The 15855-nt window shown below is 57.8% G+C and carries 16 protein-coding genes; 6 read left to right on the top strand and 10 right to left on the bottom strand.

The annotated features are described in order from the left end of the window. Nucleotides 1–11 precede the first annotated feature (11 nt). The 4 genes from RSK20926_RS06915 to RSK20926_RS06900 are packed head-to-tail and all read right to left on the bottom strand — an operon-like array spanning nucleotide 12 to nucleotide 2611. Complete coding sequence (locus tag RSK20926_RS06915; RefSeq protein ID WP_008205354.1) at nucleotides 12–260, bottom strand: SemiSWEET family sugar transporter; 249 nt, start codon at nucleotides 258–260, stop codon at nucleotides 12–14. After that, on the bottom strand, nucleotides 260–1312 hold the full coding sequence (locus RSK20926_RS06910) for a saccharopine dehydrogenase (RefSeq protein WP_037254115.1): 1053 nt from the start codon (nucleotides 1310–1312) through the stop codon (nucleotides 260–262). The genes RSK20926_RS06915 and RSK20926_RS06910 overlap by 1 nt, the downstream gene beginning before the upstream one ends. A gap of 11 nt (nucleotides 1313–1323) precedes the next feature. Beyond that, entirely contained in the window at nucleotides 1324–1938 is a 615-nt protein-coding gene (locus RSK20926_RS06905; protein WP_037254113.1) for a glutathione S-transferase family protein, read from the bottom strand. 22 nt (nucleotides 1939–1960) lie between these two features. Next, nucleotides 1961–2611, bottom strand: coding sequence for a histidine phosphatase family protein (locus RSK20926_RS06900; RefSeq protein ID WP_008205350.1), 651 nt, complete (start codon nucleotides 2609–2611; stop codon nucleotides 1961–1963). A gap of 286 nt (nucleotides 2612–2897) precedes the next feature. Between RSK20926_RS06900 and RSK20926_RS06895 the strand changes: the two genes are divergently transcribed. Continuing rightward, nucleotides 2898–4091 (top strand): hydantoinase/carbamoylase family amidase, encoded by a 1194-nt coding sequence (locus RSK20926_RS06895; RefSeq protein WP_008205349.1) that lies wholly within the window; start codon nucleotides 2898–2900, stop codon nucleotides 4089–4091. Nucleotides 4092–4163: 72 nt separating this feature from the next. On the opposite strand, the gene RSK20926_RS06890 is transcribed toward RSK20926_RS06895, so the two are convergent. The 5 genes from RSK20926_RS06890 to RSK20926_RS06870 all read right to left on the bottom strand — a co-directional run bounded on the left by RSK20926_RS06890 (nucleotide 4164) and on the right by RSK20926_RS06870 (nucleotide 9963). Then, nucleotides 4164–4391 (bottom strand): WGR domain-containing protein, encoded by a 228-nt coding sequence (locus RSK20926_RS06890; RefSeq protein WP_008205348.1) that lies wholly within the window; start codon nucleotides 4389–4391, stop codon nucleotides 4164–4166. A gap of 65 nt (nucleotides 4392–4456) precedes the next feature. Then, nucleotides 4457–4855: an MAPEG family protein gene (locus RSK20926_RS06885; protein ID WP_008205347.1), complete on the bottom strand. Its 399-nt coding sequence runs from the start codon at nucleotides 4853–4855 to the stop codon at nucleotides 4457–4459. An 84-nt stretch (nucleotides 4856–4939) separates the two neighbouring features. Next, on the bottom strand, nucleotides 4940–5647 hold the full coding sequence (locus tag RSK20926_RS06880) for a response regulator transcription factor (protein ID WP_008205346.1): 708 nt from the start codon (nucleotides 5645–5647) through the stop codon (nucleotides 4940–4942). Continuing rightward, a complete protein-coding gene (locus RSK20926_RS06875; RefSeq protein WP_008205345.1) occupies nucleotides 5644–7545 on the bottom strand; it encodes a hybrid sensor histidine kinase/response regulator in 1902 nt (633 codons plus the stop codon). The genes RSK20926_RS06880 and RSK20926_RS06875 overlap by 4 nt, the downstream gene beginning before the upstream one ends. Before the next feature lie 69 nt (nucleotides 7546–7614). Then, nucleotides 7615–9963 (bottom strand): caspase family protein, encoded by a 2349-nt coding sequence (locus RSK20926_RS06870; protein ID WP_008205344.1) that lies wholly within the window; start codon nucleotides 9961–9963, stop codon nucleotides 7615–7617. Nucleotides 9964–10218: 255 nt separating this feature from the next. Between RSK20926_RS06870 and RSK20926_RS06865 the strand changes: the two genes are divergently transcribed. Continuing rightward, nucleotides 10219–12210, top strand: a complete 1992-nt coding sequence (locus tag RSK20926_RS06865; protein WP_050773047.1) for an AMP-binding protein — start codon at nucleotides 10219–10221, stop codon at nucleotides 12208–12210. A gap of 59 nt (nucleotides 12211–12269) precedes the next feature. Here the strand turns inward: RSK20926_RS06865 and RSK20926_RS22415 are convergent, their stop codons facing one another. Continuing rightward, nucleotides 12270–12455 carry a hypothetical protein gene (locus RSK20926_RS22415; protein WP_008205342.1) on the bottom strand — a complete coding sequence of 62 codons (186 nt, stop codon included), beginning with the start codon at nucleotides 12453–12455 and terminating at the stop codon, nucleotides 12270–12272. 88 nt (nucleotides 12456–12543) lie between these two features. On the opposite strand from RSK20926_RS22415, the gene RSK20926_RS06855 reads away from it, so the two are divergent. The 4 genes from RSK20926_RS06855 to RSK20926_RS06840 all read left to right on the top strand — a co-directional run bounded on the left by RSK20926_RS06855 (nucleotide 12544) and on the right by RSK20926_RS06840 (nucleotide 15834). After that, entirely contained in the window at nucleotides 12544–13362 is an 819-nt protein-coding gene (locus RSK20926_RS06855; RefSeq protein ID WP_037254225.1) for an ABC transporter ATP-binding protein, read from the top strand. A 29-nt stretch (nucleotides 13363–13391) separates the two neighbouring features. Then, on the top strand, nucleotides 13392–14387 hold the full coding sequence (locus RSK20926_RS06850) for a branched-chain amino acid ABC transporter permease (RefSeq protein ID WP_008205340.1): 996 nt from the start codon (nucleotides 13392–13394) through the stop codon (nucleotides 14385–14387). 109 nt (nucleotides 14388–14496) lie between these two features. After that, nucleotides 14497–14754: a hypothetical protein gene (locus RSK20926_RS06845; RefSeq protein ID WP_008205339.1), complete on the top strand. Its 258-nt coding sequence runs from the start codon at nucleotides 14497–14499 to the stop codon at nucleotides 14752–14754. 3 nt (nucleotides 14755–14757) lie between these two features. Further along, entirely contained in the window at nucleotides 14758–15834 is a 1077-nt protein-coding gene (locus tag RSK20926_RS06840) for a branched-chain amino acid ABC transporter permease (protein ID WP_008205338.1), read from the top strand. The last annotated feature ends 21 nt before the right edge of the window (nucleotides 15835–15855 follow it).

The raw sequence follows: 15855 nt of genomic DNA, 5'->3' as shown, positions 1-15855 counted from the left end.
AGAGGTCTCCCTTATTTGTAGCGCAATTTGGCTGCCACGATGCTGAGCACAATGAGGATCGCGCAGAAATTGGCAAGAATGAGTGGCCAGTCCCCAACCATCAGCCCGTAGCAGAACCATAGGGAGACAGTGAGGAGGAACATCAGGTTCGCAGATAGCGAGAGGCCAGAGGTGTCTCGGCTGGCCCAGGCCTTCCAGGCCTGGGGTATCCAGCAGACAGTGCCCAGCACTGCTGCGAGGTATCCGACATAGAGTTCCATCAGGCGGGCACGAATTCGCGGAAAGTGGCTTCGGCGCGGCCCCAAACACCGGATTTCAGATCGGTCAGGGTCAAAAGCGACGGCAAGAGCTGCTCTGCATAGTCGATGGAGCTTTCCACCGGCAGCATCGAGGGCAGGTTGTCGATGGCCATCACATCCAGTACCGGATCCTCTGCCACCCGCAGCGCCGGGGCATCCCAGGTGGTGGCCCGGTCATAAACGGGCACCGGGTTGTAGTCGCTGTCCGGATCGCAGGCGACATCACCGATGGCAGAGAGATTGCGGGCGGTCCCCAGCGCGTCTTGCGGTACAAAGACCGGGGTGCCGGGGCGGGCAAAGATGCAGTTGAGGAACAGATCATGTTCCAGGATCTCAGGGAAAGGGCCACCGCTGGAGGTCTCTGCCATATCCCATTTGGTGACCGCTACGCCCATGGCTTCGCATAGGTCTGCAGCACCGGTGCCGACGCGGCCAAGGGCGCCGATGACGATGGCTTTGGGCTTTTCCGCATCCAAGGCGTCCAGTTCTGCACCGAGATCCGCCAGTAGCGCATCCTTGCCGCTGTAAACTCCAACTGGCCCGCAGAGTTCGCCACGCTGCTGCGCCATCCAGGTCTTCAGCGTTACCGCAGCACCGGCATAGCCGGCCCAATAGCCAAAGGCGGCAACCCGGCGGCCGTTTTCCTCGACCAGATATTCCAGATCATAAAGCGTGCCGCCCCCGGCCTGGAAACGGTCCAGCAGCGCCTTGCCTGAGTGCTGGCCTTTGAAAGCATGGCCGAACATGATGTGGCGGTGCGGCAGCGGGGTGCCATCTTCGGGCAGCTCTTTGAGGCCAAAGATGATGGCGTCGGCAGGAGCTTTGGGCCAGGAATTCTCTGCCGCGACTTCGCATCCAGCATCGATATAGCCCTGCATCGGGATCGCACGGACCGAGCTTTTCTCGACGGTGACGCGCAGCCCCGCATCCAAGAGCGCCTTTGCGCCTTCAGGCGTCAGGCCAACACGGTCTTCGTTGGGGCGCTGTTCGGCCCGGACCCAGAGATGTGTCATTGTCATTTCCTTCAGAGCATGCCCTTGGCATAGATTTCGCGCACAGAGTCACGTTGTTCCATTGCTGTCATGAAAGACTGGATTTTGGGGAAATCCGCAAGGGTAACGCCATCGCCTTCTAGCCAAGTGCAGATCACATAGAGATAGCAATCAGCAAGGCTGAGGCTCTCACCCAGTACAAAAGGGCCGCGCAGGCCTGCGCGACTGATGTAGTCACAACAGTCGGCCATGGTCTGGGGAACCATTTTTTGCATGTCTTTCCAGCTGGAGCGCTCCTTGGCCCAACGCGCACCGCGCAGCTTATGGGCATGAGCCACATGCATTGTGCTGGCGAGGTAGAACATAACTTCACGCATGCGGGCGCAAAGAACCGGATCCTGGGGACGTAGCCCGGTGTCTGGCGCCATATCGGCGATATACTCCAGCAAGGCCCCGGTTTCGGTCAGGATACCGCCTTCGACAACCAGCGCAGGCACCCGCCCCTTGGGATTGATCTGGGCATAGGCCGTGCCAGTCTGTTCTTTGGCGGCGAAATCGATCTTTATCGCCTCATACTCGATCCCGGCTTCATCCAGCGCGATTGCGACGGCCACGGAGATGGTCCTGGGGGCATAGTAAAGCTGCATGTCTTTTCCTCCCATTGAGATATCAGAGATGGGTCTGAGCATACTGCCGTTCCTGGGCTTCCAGGTGCGGCACGGCGTTGAACAGCACCGGGCTGAGGTGTCCGCCGATGGGGAACAGCCGATGCATCGAGGTATTCATGATCGAGAGGGCAACACGTGCCATGGCATCAGTGCTCAGATCCATGGAGAGTCGCATCGCCATTGATATGAAACCACCGGAGGTCACAACCAGCGCCGGGCCGTCCCCTTTGGCAATCTCTGCCAAAACGCCTTGGGTGCGCTGTTCGAAGTCGCGCCAGCTTTCGGGCGGGTTTGCAATCTCATTCCCATGCCAGGCCTGAAACACGCGCGGCAGATGTTCGATAAAGCCCTCACGCTCTTCGGGGACGGGCAGCCCATGCTGTTCCTCCATGGCCTGGGCCATGGTGAAATACTCCATCTCATTCAGGCGGGCATCCTGGATCACTTCCTGATGCCCCATGGCGGTTGCGGTCTCTAGGTGCCGTGTGAGGGTTCCACAGTAGACACGGGGATGATGAGCCGCACTCTGTCGTAGATGCTCCCCCAACCATGCCGCTTGCTGATGCCCCAGTGGACTCAGCCGGTCATAGCTTGCTTCGTCGCGCGCTTCGGTATTGGCCTGTCCGTGTCGGATGAGGGTGATATGTGTCATCAGCGTTTTTCCGGTTCCGTGCAGGCGAGTCTTAGGTGAGAGGAGCCTTGGAGGGAAGAGATGCTTTTCATTCCTCTCCTCTTCGAGCTGAGAGGTTGTACGTATTGCGTCCAAATACGTCTATTTTGTCGTATTCACCCCCGTTGTTTCTACCAGCGAGAAGAAATTGCCACCGAATTGTGCAAGATTGTTGCGCGATCAGATTTGCCGTGAAACAGTTCGCTAAAACAAGTCAGCACATGGAGCGGATTGCTTCCCTGTAGCTGCCGAAAAAATGAGGTGAATCATGCCATTAAACCCGGACCGCTTCCTGGAGGACCTGCATCAGTTGCGGTCCTTTGGTGCCTCTGGAATAGGGAAGGGAGTAGTCCGGCCTGCCTATACTGCGGTAGAGATTGCAGCCCGTCGCTGGCTGGCTTCACGCATGGAAGAGGCAGGCCTCAAAACCCATCTAGACCCAGTGGGAAATCTTTTTGGTCTGGCAGGAGAAAAGTCGCTACTCATCGGATCGCACAGCGATAGCCAGCCAGAGGGGGGATGGCTGGACGGCGCCTTGGGTGTTGTTGCGGGTTTGGAAATCGCTCGTGCTGCAAAAGAGGATGGCGGCCCCGCGATTTCAGTTGCCAATTTTCAGGATGAAGAAGGGCGATTTGGTATTCTGACCGGATCCGACGTCTGGACCAAGAAGATCTCGCTGGCCGAGGCGGACCTTTTGACCAGCACCGACGGGATCACGCTCTCTGCGGCACGGGCAAAAATGATGGGACGCTCAAAGGAGTTCCTGCCGCATGATATGTTCTCGGGCTTTATTGAGATGCATATCGAACAGGGGCCAGGGATGGATGCCTCGGGCGACAAGATTGGCGTTGTCACCGATATCGTGGGTATCCGTGAGATACGCGTCGAAATACTGGGACGTCAAAATCACGCAGGAACAACCCCGATGCACCTGCGTCAGGACGCATTTCAGGCGATGGCGGATTTCAATCAACGCATCAACCAACGCTTTGCGGAACTGGCCACTCCGACGACTGTGTGGACACTGGGTCATTTGGAAATCAGCCCCAATGCCTCTTCGGTTGTACCGGGGGTGGCGCGTTTTGCACTGCAATGGCGCGACGGGGAGACGGAGCGACTGGAGCGAATGGGGGAGGTTCTGCGCGATGTGGCCGCGCGTGTTGCTCAGGATCGGAATGTCGAGGTGAACCTGGGAGACATTGGCGGAATAGAGCCGGCTGCAATGGATCCACAGCTTCGCAAGGCACTTTGTACCGCAGCCGATGAAGTTGCCCCTGGAAAATGGCTCGAACTGCCATCAGGGGCGCTGCACGACGCTGCCAATGTGGCGCGAGTTATGCCGGCAGCCATGCTGTTTGTTCCCTCGATTGGCGGGATCAGCCATGCTTTTGACGAGGATACGGATGAGGTGGATCTGGTTTTGGGGCTTGAGGTCCTGGACCGGGCTGCGCGCTCGATTTAGGCAGGTGGTCCGTGTAGGTCCCTGCCAAAGCGGCAGGGATTGCAGGATCAGCACATAGGTTTGGCTAGGGAGTTAACTCCGTGCGTAGCCGCGCTTGAGCATACGGTTGCGGTGCTGATCTGCCGCGACAGAAGCGTCGCGAAGATTGCCGTAGATATTGATCACGCTCTGCCCACGGCCGCCGGACACGCCCCATTCTCTGAGGACCGAAACCTCAGAAAACAGGTTCATCGCCAGCTCAATCCGGTAAAACCGGGGGGGACGGCGTTCAGTTTGGCGGTAGAGTAGACAGGTGGCCATGACCTGATTCTACCGCCGCCGAATCCGACGGGCAAGAGGTTGATTTTGCAGCGGGAACCTAAGCCTCAGATCAAGCCTAACACGGTCAGGCCCAAGAGCAGGCTGGAAATCGAAGCCACTGCGAAGGCCAAGGTGCGCAATACCGGAATGCCAAGAGCGTAGATCACATAGTGTGTGATCATTCCGAAAAAGAAAGTGAGGCCAAATAGGCCGGGTTGCTCTTCTGCAGGTAGGGTAAGCATGGCGAGGATTGCGAGCGGCGCAAAGGCCGCAAAGAGCTCGATGCCAACTATATGGGCACGCTGCGCGCGCTGGGCCCAATCGGATTGCGGCACCGCAGTCGCATCATAGTTGGCAAGAGCGCCCATCAGCCCGCGCACGAGGATCCGGTCTAGAATATAGGGCAGCCAGGCCACCGCCAGCCAAAGCCCGGACAGGGTGGTGAAATACTGAAGTTGGGTCATGAAAACTCTCCCGTCTCCAAAATACTTGAGAAGGAGACTAGCCTAAAACAGGCAAAAAATCCACGCTGGGGGCTTTGGGGAGGGTCAGCTCCAGGTCACATCACCCAGAAAAATGTAACCTGCCCCATAGATCGTTTTGATCAGACGGGGGTTTTTGGGGTCTTCGCGCAACTTGGTACGCAGGCGTGAGATACGTACATCCATGGCACGGTCAAAGCTGTCGCCGGCGCCACCCCCCAGTGTTTCCTGCATCTGAGCACGGGAAATCAGCCGTTTCGAATTGTCGAGGAAGAGGCGCAGAACCTCCCCCTCTGCGTGGGAAAAGGGGGTTTCCACCCCGTCTTCATCAACCAGGACGTAGCGGTTGAAATGGGCCGTCCAGCCGGAGAATGTGGCGGTCTCACCCCCGCTTGTCTGGCTGCGGCTATTGCCGGATCTCAGGCGGGCGCGAATGCGGGCAACAACTTCTGCCGGGTCAAAGGGCTTGGTGATGTAATCATCCGCGCCCAATTCCAGCCCGGTTACGCGGTCCTGCACCTGGGCCCGCCCAGAAATGATGATCACGGCGGCGCCTTGCTCCAGCGCCAGGCGATGCACCAGAGCCAGCCCATCCACGTCCGGTAGTGAGAGATCAACCAGGCAGACATCTGGCGTCACCCGTTTCAGCGAGGCTTCGAACTCTCGGGCTCGAGCAAAACTCTGGGTGCGAAACCCGGCTTCTTCCAGGGTCTCGGTCAAAATCTGCCGGATCTCCGGCTCATCATCCACAATGGTGACAAGGGGCGCGCTCATTGAGAGGTCTCCGGTTTGATCAGAGCTGAAAGCTGATGGGTTGTGAAAGGTTTACGCAGCACGGGACCAACCTTCAAGGCTTGGCGGAACAGAGGGTCATTCGGTGGAAATGATGTCATCAGAATGACGGGAAGACCGGAGCCCTGTAGCCGGAGCGCCAGATCAATCCCGGTGGCCTCGCCTTCCAGTTTGATGTCCGTCAGCACCAGGGTGATATCCTCCAGATCCGCTGTCAGGGCGGATGCCTCATCCACGCTGGTGGCTTCGATGACCGTGTAGCCAATGTCGATCAGCATATCGCGAAAGGTCGCGCGCAGATCTTCGTTGTCTTCAACCAAGAGGGCCAAGCCGCCGCGTGCATCAGGGGCCTGGCGGTAGGGTAGGCGCAGGGTGACATTGGCACCGGAGACCGTATTGCTGACCCGCATGTCACCGCCGGCGGATTTGGCCATGTCATAGACCATGGGCAACCCCAGGCCCGACCCTTCGCTGCCCTTGGTGGTGAAAAACGGGTTGAGCGCGTTTTTTAGGGCTTCGGGGGAGAAACCGGGACCAGTGTCACCCACGCTGATCTCCAACCAGACCCGCCCGACTACATGGGCCGTCACGGTGATCTGGCCACTGACCCCGCAGGCATCGCGGGCATTGAGGATCAGGTTCAACAACGCGTCCTGTAGCTTGCCAGCATCCAATAGCAATAGGATGTCCGGGGTATGATCCAAGATGCTCAGCCCCACACCCTGTGGCAGCGAGGGTGAGGCCAGGATCTTCAATTCGGACAGCAGCGCATGCATATTTGTGGCCCGGGGGCGCAGGGTGCGCTGGCCCGTCATCTCTGCAATCCGGTTCAGCAACCGCCCCCCTCGTTGAGCCGCCGAAAGCGTGCCCTGCACCAGTTCCGGCGCTCCTTCGGGCAGGGCCATTTTGCCAAGCTTGCCCTGCATGCCAAGGATGATGGTCAGGAGATTAGAGAAATCATGCGCCAGCCCAGAGGTCATCTGTGCTGCCATCTCGCGTCGTCGTGCCTGTTGCAGAGCAACACGCGCCTGGGTCTCTTCGGTCACATCCATGGAGAGAATAAAGACGCCACCGGTTTCATCGGGGGTAAAGGCCACACGGATACGGCGGCTGTCATGCTCTTCGGTGAATTCAAAAACCGGATTGCCGCCCTTGTAGGCATCCATCAGGTGGGGTTCGATCCGGGCATAGGCCGCAGGCCCGAGCGCATCACTGATATGCACGCCCAGAATCTCGGAAGGGCGGCTGGGAAAGACAGAGCTGAGGCGGCGATTGGTATAGGTGTAATAGCCGTCCTCATCGACGTGGGCGATATGGGCCGGCATCATTTCCGTTGTCAGCCGGGTGCGCCCCTCGATCTCGGTCAGCTGGCGTTTTGCCTCTTCCAGGGCCGTAATGGTCGCCGCCAGCTTCCGGTTCGTGGCAGAGAGCTCCTCCGTATGGGCGATAAGCCGATCCGAGAGCTCCTCTGATCGGGCGCGCAGCAGTTGCTCCACATTTTTTGTGCGGGAGATATCCGTATAGACGGCGACCCAGCCTCCCTGCGGCAGGGGCGCGCCCTCAATCGAGATCACCTGACCGTTTGCGCGCGTGCGCTCTAGGTAGTGAGGTTCAAAAGCAAGCGCCTGTTCGACACGGGCTTTGACAAAGCCCTCGATGTCATCAACCGGCCCATATTCGCCACTGGCAGCGATATGCCGAATTGTGTCATCAAAGCGCGCACCCGGGGTAACCAGTTGATCTGGAAGGTCAAACATCTCTTGAAAGCGGTTGTTGCAGACCGCAAGTTTGAGATCGTTATCATAGATTGACAAGGCCTGGGCAATCAGGTTCAGCCCGGCAGTTGTCATGGTTGTGCGGGTTTTGTCTGGTCTGTTCATGGCCTCTCCCCGGCTTTGGGGTATCAGCTTGCGTCAAAAGAGCAAGTGCGGCGCAGCGGCGCGGGGAGCCTATCCGCCGTCGATAAGCCTCTGCATCGCGGCACGGGTTCCAGGGCCGGCTTTGCCATCTATGGCCCCCCTGTAGTGGCCAAGGTTGCGCAGGCGCCGTTGCAGCTCTTTCAAGGTGCTCTGCCGCCAACTACCGGTTTTCCATTCCAGCGCTGTCTTGCTGCCACCCCGCAGGGCCTTGATATAATAATCAACCGCCAAGCGGTCACTTTGCGTGACGCCGCGCCCCTGTTCATAAAAAACGCCGAGGTTCAGATTGGCCGAAGGGTTGTCCAACGCAGCGGCGCGGCGATACCAGGCCAGTGCCTGGCTGTCGCTTTGTGTCACGCCCTTGCCACGCTCATACATCCAACCGAGGTAGGTCTGTGCGCGGGCATGCTGCTGGTCTGCCGCACGGCGGAGCCATTGGGCGGCCTCTGTGTCGTTCTGGGTACCTCCGCGCCCCTCTTGGAACATGACCCCTAGGCGATATTGCGCGGCTGCATGGTCGCTTCTGGCGGCCTTGTTGTACCAAAACCGCGCGGTGTCGTCATTCTCTGCGACCCCGCGGCCGTTCTCATACATCCAGCCGAGATTGTATTGCCCGCGGGGATGGTCGTGATTGGCGGCCTTGCGATACCATGCCACGGCCTGAGTATCGCTCTGCGGAACCGCGCGGCCCTTTTCATACATCCAGCCCAATTGCGTTTCGGCGACCGGGTAGCCTTGATTCGCAGCGAAGCGGAACCAGCGCACCGCTTCGCTGTCGCTCTGGCTTACCCCTTGGCCATTGCGGTAGATGATCCCAAGGTTGGTCTGCGCTGTCGGGTCCCCAGCCCCTGCCGCGATCCGGTAATGGCGCTGGGCGGAGGTCTGGTCCCCGGCCTTGTCATGGGCGCGTCCCAGGAACGCATGGACCGTGCTGTTTTGCGGATCTTGCTGGCGGGCAGCATTGCACGCTCTGAGCGCGGCTGAGGCATTCAGATCATCCCATTCGACCCCGCGTGAAGCAATCTGTCGGGACTGGATCTGCGGGTGTTTGGGATGTCCCGCCGCATCAGCACAGGCCTTGATCACCCGTGTTAGAGCTGCATGGCTGTTCGTGTTCGTGTTCGTGTTCGTGTTCGTGTTCGTGTTCGTGTTCGTGTTCGTGTTCGTGTTCGTGTTCGTGTTCGTGTTCGTGTTTGGGGTGTTGGTGTTTGCACTGGCTGAGCTGCCGCTCCGTTCTTTCTTGTTATTACGCACTGCACTCAGGGCGGCCAGGGCGGTATTGGTCTCTGGCTGCTGCGGCGCCGTGCTGGTTTCGACCTGGGGCGCGACTGCCGTTGCCTGGGATTGGCTGGGTTCCTGCTGTCTGGTCGTCAATTGGTCAGACTGCACTGTGACTGGGTCAGTTGCTTGGCAGCGGCGGCTGAGGAAGGTTTTGGCCAGGGGGGCAAAAACATGGCTGGGGCAGTGGGAATGATAGGCCTCATAGGCGTAGCATTGGCTGGTTTCCCGCGCGACCTTGTAGAGTGCATTGCATTGATCGAGTGCGGCGGTTTCTGCTGGTTTAGGTTGGACCCGTGCCGAGGTGCCGCAGTCGCCTGCCAGGCAGATCCGCTCTGTTGTTTGGTCGTAATAGGCGGGCAGTTGCTGGTGACCGCGATAGCTGGCCGCCTGCCGGGTGGTCAAACGGCGGGCATCCAGGATCGCGTCTTGCAGATAGGTTCCGGGCTTTAGATGCTGAACAAAGTTCCGTGTGAATACCGACAGCTTTTGTTCCGGTCCATCAGAGGGCAGATGATCCAGCGCCTGCTGGCCCTTGCCCGCGGAATAGACAATGAAAGTGCCGGTGCTAGGGGTGATTGGCGTCAGCCCACGCGTGAGGCCGATGGATTTTGTGCCCGGCGCAGGGGTGAAAGGGCTGTCGCGGCAGGCATCGATGACGGCAATGGTCAGGCGCACACCCTTGGCCTCCAGCTGATCCAGAAGGCCGCTATGGCCATTTTGAAGTGGAATTGTTGCGTCTTCGAGCAGGGCCTGAAATTCCGGTTGTGGGCGCTGAACCTCGGTTGGGACGATGAAATTCACTCGTCCGTTGCTCCAGCCATGCCCGGAGTAAACAAAGGCCACATCATCACCGGGTGCAACCTGTGAGAGAAACTGGTAAAATCGCTGCAGAGTCTTGCGCCGGTCCAGATCCTTTTCCAGCGTAACCCTGAAACCAAGATCGCCAAAGGCTTCTGCATAGGCCTCTGCATCCGCATGGGTATTCGCGAGATCGCCTAGATCTGCATAATCGGAGTTCCCCAGGATGAAGGCATGGCGCTCCGCCAGAGCCGCAGTCGCTGTCAGAACGGAGAAAAGCAGAAGGCAAATCCGGAACATGAGGCCTCTCCCTGGGGTCAGAACGTCTTTTGCAAATGTTGGCAGCTTGCCTTGTCACTTGGCAAGGGGCGTGGGCAAATTCTCTGGTAGCAAGGCCCGGCAGGGAAGATGTGACGCAGCGGGTGCGATCTGCGAACGCTTGTTACAATTCGTAAGATTTGGGAAAACTTCACGAAAAAGTTGACCGGCTAGCATGTGACGTCCCTAATCGGGACCAGAATCGCGTGTAGCGGTCCTCCGGCAGGGGAAGCCGGAATGGGAGGAGAGAGAACATTGGCTCAGACGCAGTCGGGCGCGGCAGGTTTGCAATCCATGCCAGCGCTGCTTGAACGCAACGCCAGGGAATTTGGCGGCAAGCCCGCCTACCGGGAAAAAGAATTCGGCATTTGGCAATGCTGGACTTGGGCAGAAGCGGAAAAAGAGATCGAAGCTCTTGCGCTAGGCCTGATTAATCTTGGTGTGAACGAGGGTGATTTCGTCGCCATCATCGGTCGCAACCGCCCTTACCTTTATTGGTCCATGGTCGCTGCACAATCTGTGGGTGCAGTACCGGTTCCACTGTATCAGGACGCCAACGCCGAAGAGATGGCCTATGTGCTGCAGCATTGCGGCGCGCGATTTGTCATCGCTGGCGATCAGGAGCAGGTCGACAAGGTGATCGAGGTGCAGGACCAGTTGCAGCAGTTTGAACACCTGATCTATCTGGATCCTCGGGGGCTGCGCAAATATGACCATCACACGCTGCATGAATACTCCCATGTGCAAAACCAAGGTCGTGCTGCCTATGATGAATGGATCACCGATCTAAAAGAGCGCCGGGCCAAGCTGACCTACGACAGCACCTGCGTGATGCTCTATACCTCTGGCACCACGGGCAAACCCAAGGGCGTGGTCCTGTCGAACCGCAATATTATTGAAAGCGCCAAGAACGCCTGTGAGTTTGACGGCCTCAAGCGTGACGATGAGATCCTGGCCTATCTGCCGATGGCCTGGGTTGGCGATTTCATCTTCTCCATCGGTCAGGCCTATTGGGCGGGGTTCTGCGTGAACTGTCCAGAAAGCGCAGAGACCATGATGACCGACCTGCGAGAGATCGGTCCCAGCTATTACTTTGCGCCGCCACGCGTCTTTGAGAACCAGCTCACCAATGTGATGATCCGCATGGAAGATGCGGGCAAGCTGAAGCGCAATATGTTCCATCATTTCATGGCCCACGCCAAAAAGGTCGGCCCCGCCATCCTGGACGGCAAGCCGGTTGGCCTGATGGACAAGCTGAAATATGCGCTGGGCAACGTGCTGGTCTATGGGCCGCTGAAGGATACGCTTGGCTTTGGCAATGTGCGCGTCGGCTACACCGCGGGTGAGGCCATCGGGCCAGAGATCTTTGAATTCTACCGTTCGCTCGGCATCAACCTCAAACAGCTCTATGGGCAGACTGAGGCCAGTGTTTTCATCACTGTGCAGCCTGATGGTGAGGTGCGTGCCGATACAGTGGGCGTGCCTGCTCCGGATGTCGAAATCAAAATCGATGACAATGGCAAGATCTTCTATCGCAGCCCTGGTGTCTTTGTTGAGTATTACAACAACCCGGACAGTACAGCGGATACCAAGGATGCCGAAGGCTGGGTTGATACCGGTGATGCGGGCTTCTTTGAGGAAGGTTCTGGCCATCTGCGGATCATCGACCGCGCCAAGGACGTTGGCAAAATGGCCGATGGCTCCATGTTTGCGCCGAAATATGTAGAGAATAAACTGAAGTTCTACCCGGATATTCTGGAAGCGGTGCTCTTTGGCAATGGCAAGGATCGGTGCGTCGCCTTCATCAACATTGACCTCACAGCGGTGGGCAATTGGGCTGAGCGCAACAATGTCGCCTATGCCTCTTATCAGGAGTTGGCTGGGCACCCGCGTGTTCTGGAGACGATCAGCGAGCATGTCGCGACCGTGAACCAATCCGTGGCCGAAGATCCGATGCTCTCGGGCTGTCAGATCCACCGTTTTGTAATCCTGCACAAGGAACTGGATGCCGACGATGGGGAAATGACACGTACCCGAAAAGTGCGCCGGGTGATCGTTGAGGACAAGTTCAAGGAAATCATCGAGGCCATGTATGACGGCAGCGCCGAAATCTCGACCACGACGGAAGTGACCTATGAAGACGGTCGCAAAGGCTCGATCAGCGCGACCCTGTCCATCATGGATCCGATCGTTACAGCCGGTGTGGTGCAAAGGGTGGCCGCAGAATGAGTTATTTCACCACAGGTGATCTGCCGTTGCTGCGACGCAGGGCAAGGGGTGACCTACCCTTAGATCAAATCGGGACAACGTTCCGGATGGAATGCGGTGTCAACGGCTTGGCTGATGCGGAACGGACTACAGATCCCGTGCATGCGCGTATTGATGCTGTCCAGGCTTTCCGATTGAGAGAGACCCTTATGCTTGCACTCGAGGGCCAGCTTCAAAAGGCAGCTGTGTTCGAGCTCACTAAACATGGTGTTGTGCTCCTTACTGCTCGTTTTTTTTCAGTGTCACAGGAAAACCTTAACAAATTGATGTGGCAGAATAATGGAGGCCGTTGCCGTGCTTGACCAATCCGATAGCTACGTCACCGAGGATGGCCGCACCATTGGTGGTGTGGTGATGGAGATGCAGAACATCACCCTGCGCTTTGGTGGCGTAGTGGCGATCCAGGACATCTCTTTCGACATCCGTGAGGGCGAGATCCGCGCCATCATCGGCCCCAACGGCGCCGGTAAATCATCGATGCTCAATGTGATTTCGGGCTTTTACATCCCACAAGAGGGTAAGGTGCTGTTCCGCGGGAAAGAACGTCCACCGATGCGCCCCTATGAGGTGGCGCAACAGGGGATTGCGCGAACCTTCCAGAATATCGCTTTGTTCGAAGGGATGTCGGTTCTCGACAATGTCATGACCGGACGGCTGAACTACATGAAAACAAACATGTTTCAGCAGGCGATCTGGAAGGGCAAAGCTGAAAAGGAAGAGACTGAAAACCGCGAAGTGGTCGAAAAGATCATCGACTTCCTGGAGATCCAGGCGATCCGCAAAACTCCGGTGTCGCGCCTTCCCTATGGCCTGAAAAAACGGGTCGAGTTGGCACGCGCCCTGGCGGCAGAGCCAAAACTATTGCTGCTGGACGAGCCGATGGCGGGCATGAACGTCGAAGAGAAAGAGGACATGTCCCGCTTTATTCTCGACGTGAATGACGAATTCGGCACCACCATTGCCCTGATCGAGCATGATATGGGCGTGGTTATGGATCTCTCGGACCGGGTTGTCGTCATGGACTACGGCAAGAAGATCGGCGACGGCACCCCGGATGAGGTGCGCAACAACCAAGACGTGATCGACGCCTATCTGGGTGTGTCCCATGACTAAAGTTCTGACAGATATGAGGGGAGGCACTGATGTCTGATCAGTTTCTTTTTGCAACCGAAGTCTTCATCAACGGGCTCATGGCCGGGGTGCTTTATGCACTGGTCGCGCTGGGTTTCGTTCTGATCTACAAAGCTTCTGGAATTTTCAACTACGCTCAGGGGGTTATGGCGCTGTTTGCGGCTATGACACTGGTGGGCATCATGGAAGGGCAGGTGCCCTTTAGCCACATCATCAACGCCATTTTCGGCACCGAGGTGCATCACTTTGGATGGCATGTGCCTGCCTTGCTGGCGATTTTGCTGACCGTGGGCGTGATGGTGGGTTTTGCCTGGTTGGTGCAGCGCGTTGTGATGCGTCACCTGGTAGGGCAGGAGCCGATCATTCTGTTCATGGCCACCATTGGCCTGGCCTATTTCCTTGAGGGTGTCTCCGACCTGATGTGGGGCTCTGAGATCAAGACGCTGGACGTCGGTCTGCCACAAGGCGGTTCCTTCTGGATCGAAGACATGACCTCCTTCCTAGGCAGCGACAACTTCTATGGCTTCTTTATCGATCAGCTCGATATTGTGGCGACCTTTGTGGCCATACTGCTGGTGACCGGGCTGGTTCTGTTTTCCCAGTACACCAAGCAGGGGCGCGCAATGCGGGCTGTGGCGGATGACCACCAGGCGGCACTCTCCGTCGGGATCTCGCTGAACTTCATCTGGGTTCTAGTCTGGTCGGTTGCAGGGTTTGTGGCACTGGTTGCGGGCATCATGTGGGGCACCAAGTCCGGCGTGCAGTTCTCGCTCTCGCTTATCGCATTGAAGGCCCTGCCGGTGCTGATGCTGGGTGGCTTTACCTCGATACCTGGCGCCATCGTTGGTGGGTTGATCATCGGAGTGGGAGAGAAACTCTTTGAATTCGCTATCGGCCCCATGGTGGGCGGCGCCACCGAGAACTGGTTTGCCTATGTGCTGGCGCTTCTCTTCCTGGTGTTCAGACCCCAAGGCCTCTTTGGCGAGAAGATCATCGAGAGGGTCTGACAAGACAACTGACACCGCATCCCCGCCTGAGAGCACAGGACGGTGGGGGTGTAACTGGAAACCCGCAGCCCGCGCGACGGTTGCTTGAAAGACAGGAAGGAATATCACCATGATGAAGCTCATCGCCATCATCAATGTGATCGCCTGGTCAGGCTTTGGGGCCTTTGGATATCTGGCGCTGAGCGCCGATGGTTTCTCCGAACCCCAAATGGTGACCGCCGCCCTCCTGGCTGCTGCGGGACTTTTCACCGGTATCATCGCATATCTGCGCCTGGCCCAGGCGGCTGAACTTAGCGGCTATGCGCAGAAATCCAATCAATTGAGCGCCGCGGAGCGGAACCGCGCGCAGCAACAGGGGAGCATCTAACGCATGTTCTATCGCGAAGCCGGAGACTTCAAAGTCTCCTACCAAGAGGACAGCCAGACCTTCCCGATCAAGTTTGATCGCTTTCGGTACTATGTTGTCATGGCCGTGGCCTTTGGTCTGATCCCGTTTCTGATCAATGACTACTGGGCCAATGCAATTCTGCTACCCTTTTTGATCTATTCGATCGCGGCGATCGGCCTGAACATTCTGGTTGGCTATGCCGGCCAGGTGAGCCTCGGGACCGGTGGGTTCATGGCGGTGGGTGCCTATGCCTGCTACAAGCTGATGACCGCTTTCCCAGAGGTGAGCATGTTCATTCATGTGATCCTGGCCGGCGGCATCACCGGGTTGGTCTGTGTGCTCTTTGGCCTGCCCTCCTTGCGGATCAAGGGCTTCTACCTGGCGGTGGCGACACTTGCGGCGCAGTTCTTCCTGGTATGGCTCTTCAACCGGGTGCCATGGTTCTATAACTACTCCGCTTCCGGTCAGATCAACGCGCCAGAGCGCGATACCTTTGGCATCATTATCACTGGCCCCAATGCATCTGCCTGGGCAACCTATCTGTTCTGCCTGATTTTCCTGACCTTCTGTGCATTGGTTGCGCGCAACCTGACACGTGGCACCGTGGGGCGCAGCTGGATGGCGATCCGCGACATGGATATCGCCGCCGAGATCATTGGTGTGAATCCGCTCAAGTCCAAGCTGACCGCTTTTGCTGTCTCCGGTTTCTTCATCGGAGTGTCGGGTGCGCTGTTCTTTGCCATCTATCTGGGCGCGGTAGAGGTGGGTGAGGCCTTTGGCATCACCAAGTCCTTCCTGGTCCTTTTCATGGTGATCATCGGCGGGCTTGGTTCTATCTTTGGCTCTTTTGCGGGCGCGGCCTTCCTGGTGCTGTTGCCTGTCCTGCTTAAGGTGGTTGGCGTTGATGTACTGGGTTGGCCCACGGATATCGTGGCTCATTTCCAGCTGGTGATTGTAGGGGCTCTGATCATGTTCTTCCTGATCGTTGAACCCCATGGCCTGGCGCAGCTCTGGCGTGTGGCCAAGGAAAAACTGAGATTGTGGCCCTTCCCGCACTAAGTGGGGCGGCAGCCAGAATGA

The sequence above is a fragment of the Roseobacter sp. SK209-2-6 genome (assembly GCF_000169455.1).
GTDB lineage: Bacteria > Pseudomonadota > Alphaproteobacteria > Rhodobacterales > Rhodobacteraceae > Pseudophaeobacter.
The sequence above is the reverse complement of the archived record's forward strand: the minus strand, read 5'-3'. Positions and strand labels throughout refer to the sequence as shown.

Bases quoted from the DNA above. Each gene is read 5' to 3' on its own strand.
- RSK20926_RS06845 (WP_008205339.1), top strand. From the start codon at position 14,497: ATGATGAAGCTCATCGCCATCATCAATGTGATCGCCTGGTCAGGCTTT.
- RSK20926_RS06875 (WP_008205345.1), bottom strand. From the start codon at position 7,545: ATGAACAGACCAGACAAAACCCGCACAACCATGACAACTGCCGGGCTG.
- RSK20926_RS06865 (WP_050773047.1), top strand. From the start codon at position 10,219: ATGGGAGGAGAGAGAACATTGGCTCAGACGCAGTCGGGCGCGGCAGGT.
- RSK20926_RS06850 (WP_008205340.1), top strand. From the start codon at position 13,392: ATGTCTGATCAGTTTCTTTTTGCAACCGAAGTCTTCATCAACGGGCTC.
- RSK20926_RS06895 (WP_008205349.1), top strand. From the start codon at position 2,898: ATGCCATTAAACCCGGACCGCTTCCTGGAGGACCTGCATCAGTTGCGG.
- RSK20926_RS06840 (WP_008205338.1), top strand. From the start codon at position 14,758: ATGTTCTATCGCGAAGCCGGAGACTTCAAAGTCTCCTACCAAGAGGAC.
- RSK20926_RS06910 (WP_037254115.1), bottom strand. From the start codon at position 1,312: ATGACACATCTCTGGGTCCGGGCCGAACAGCGCCCCAACGAAGACCGT.
- RSK20926_RS06890 (WP_008205348.1), bottom strand. From the start codon at position 4,391: ATGGCCACCTGTCTACTCTACCGCCAAACTGAACGCCGTCCCCCCCGG.
- RSK20926_RS06870 (WP_008205344.1), bottom strand. From the start codon at position 9,963: ATGTTCCGGATTTGCCTTCTGCTTTTCTCCGTTCTGACAGCGACTGCG.
- RSK20926_RS06905 (WP_037254113.1), bottom strand. From the start codon at position 1,938: ATGCAGCTTTACTATGCCCCCAGGACCATCTCCGTGGCCGTCGCAATC.
- RSK20926_RS22415 (WP_008205342.1), bottom strand. From the start codon at position 12,455: ATGTTTAGTGAGCTCGAACACAGCTGCCTTTTGAAGCTGGCCCTCGAG.
- RSK20926_RS06885 (WP_008205347.1), bottom strand. From the start codon at position 4,855: ATGACCCAACTTCAGTATTTCACCACCCTGTCCGGGCTTTGGCTGGCG.
- RSK20926_RS06880 (WP_008205346.1), bottom strand. From the start codon at position 5,647: ATGAGCGCGCCCCTTGTCACCATTGTGGATGATGAGCCGGAGATCCGG.
- RSK20926_RS06915 (WP_008205354.1), bottom strand. From the start codon at position 260: ATGGAACTCTATGTCGGATACCTCGCAGCAGTGCTGGGCACTGTCTGC.
- RSK20926_RS06900 (WP_008205350.1), bottom strand. From the start codon at position 2,611: ATGACACATATCACCCTCATCCGACACGGACAGGCCAATACCGAAGCG.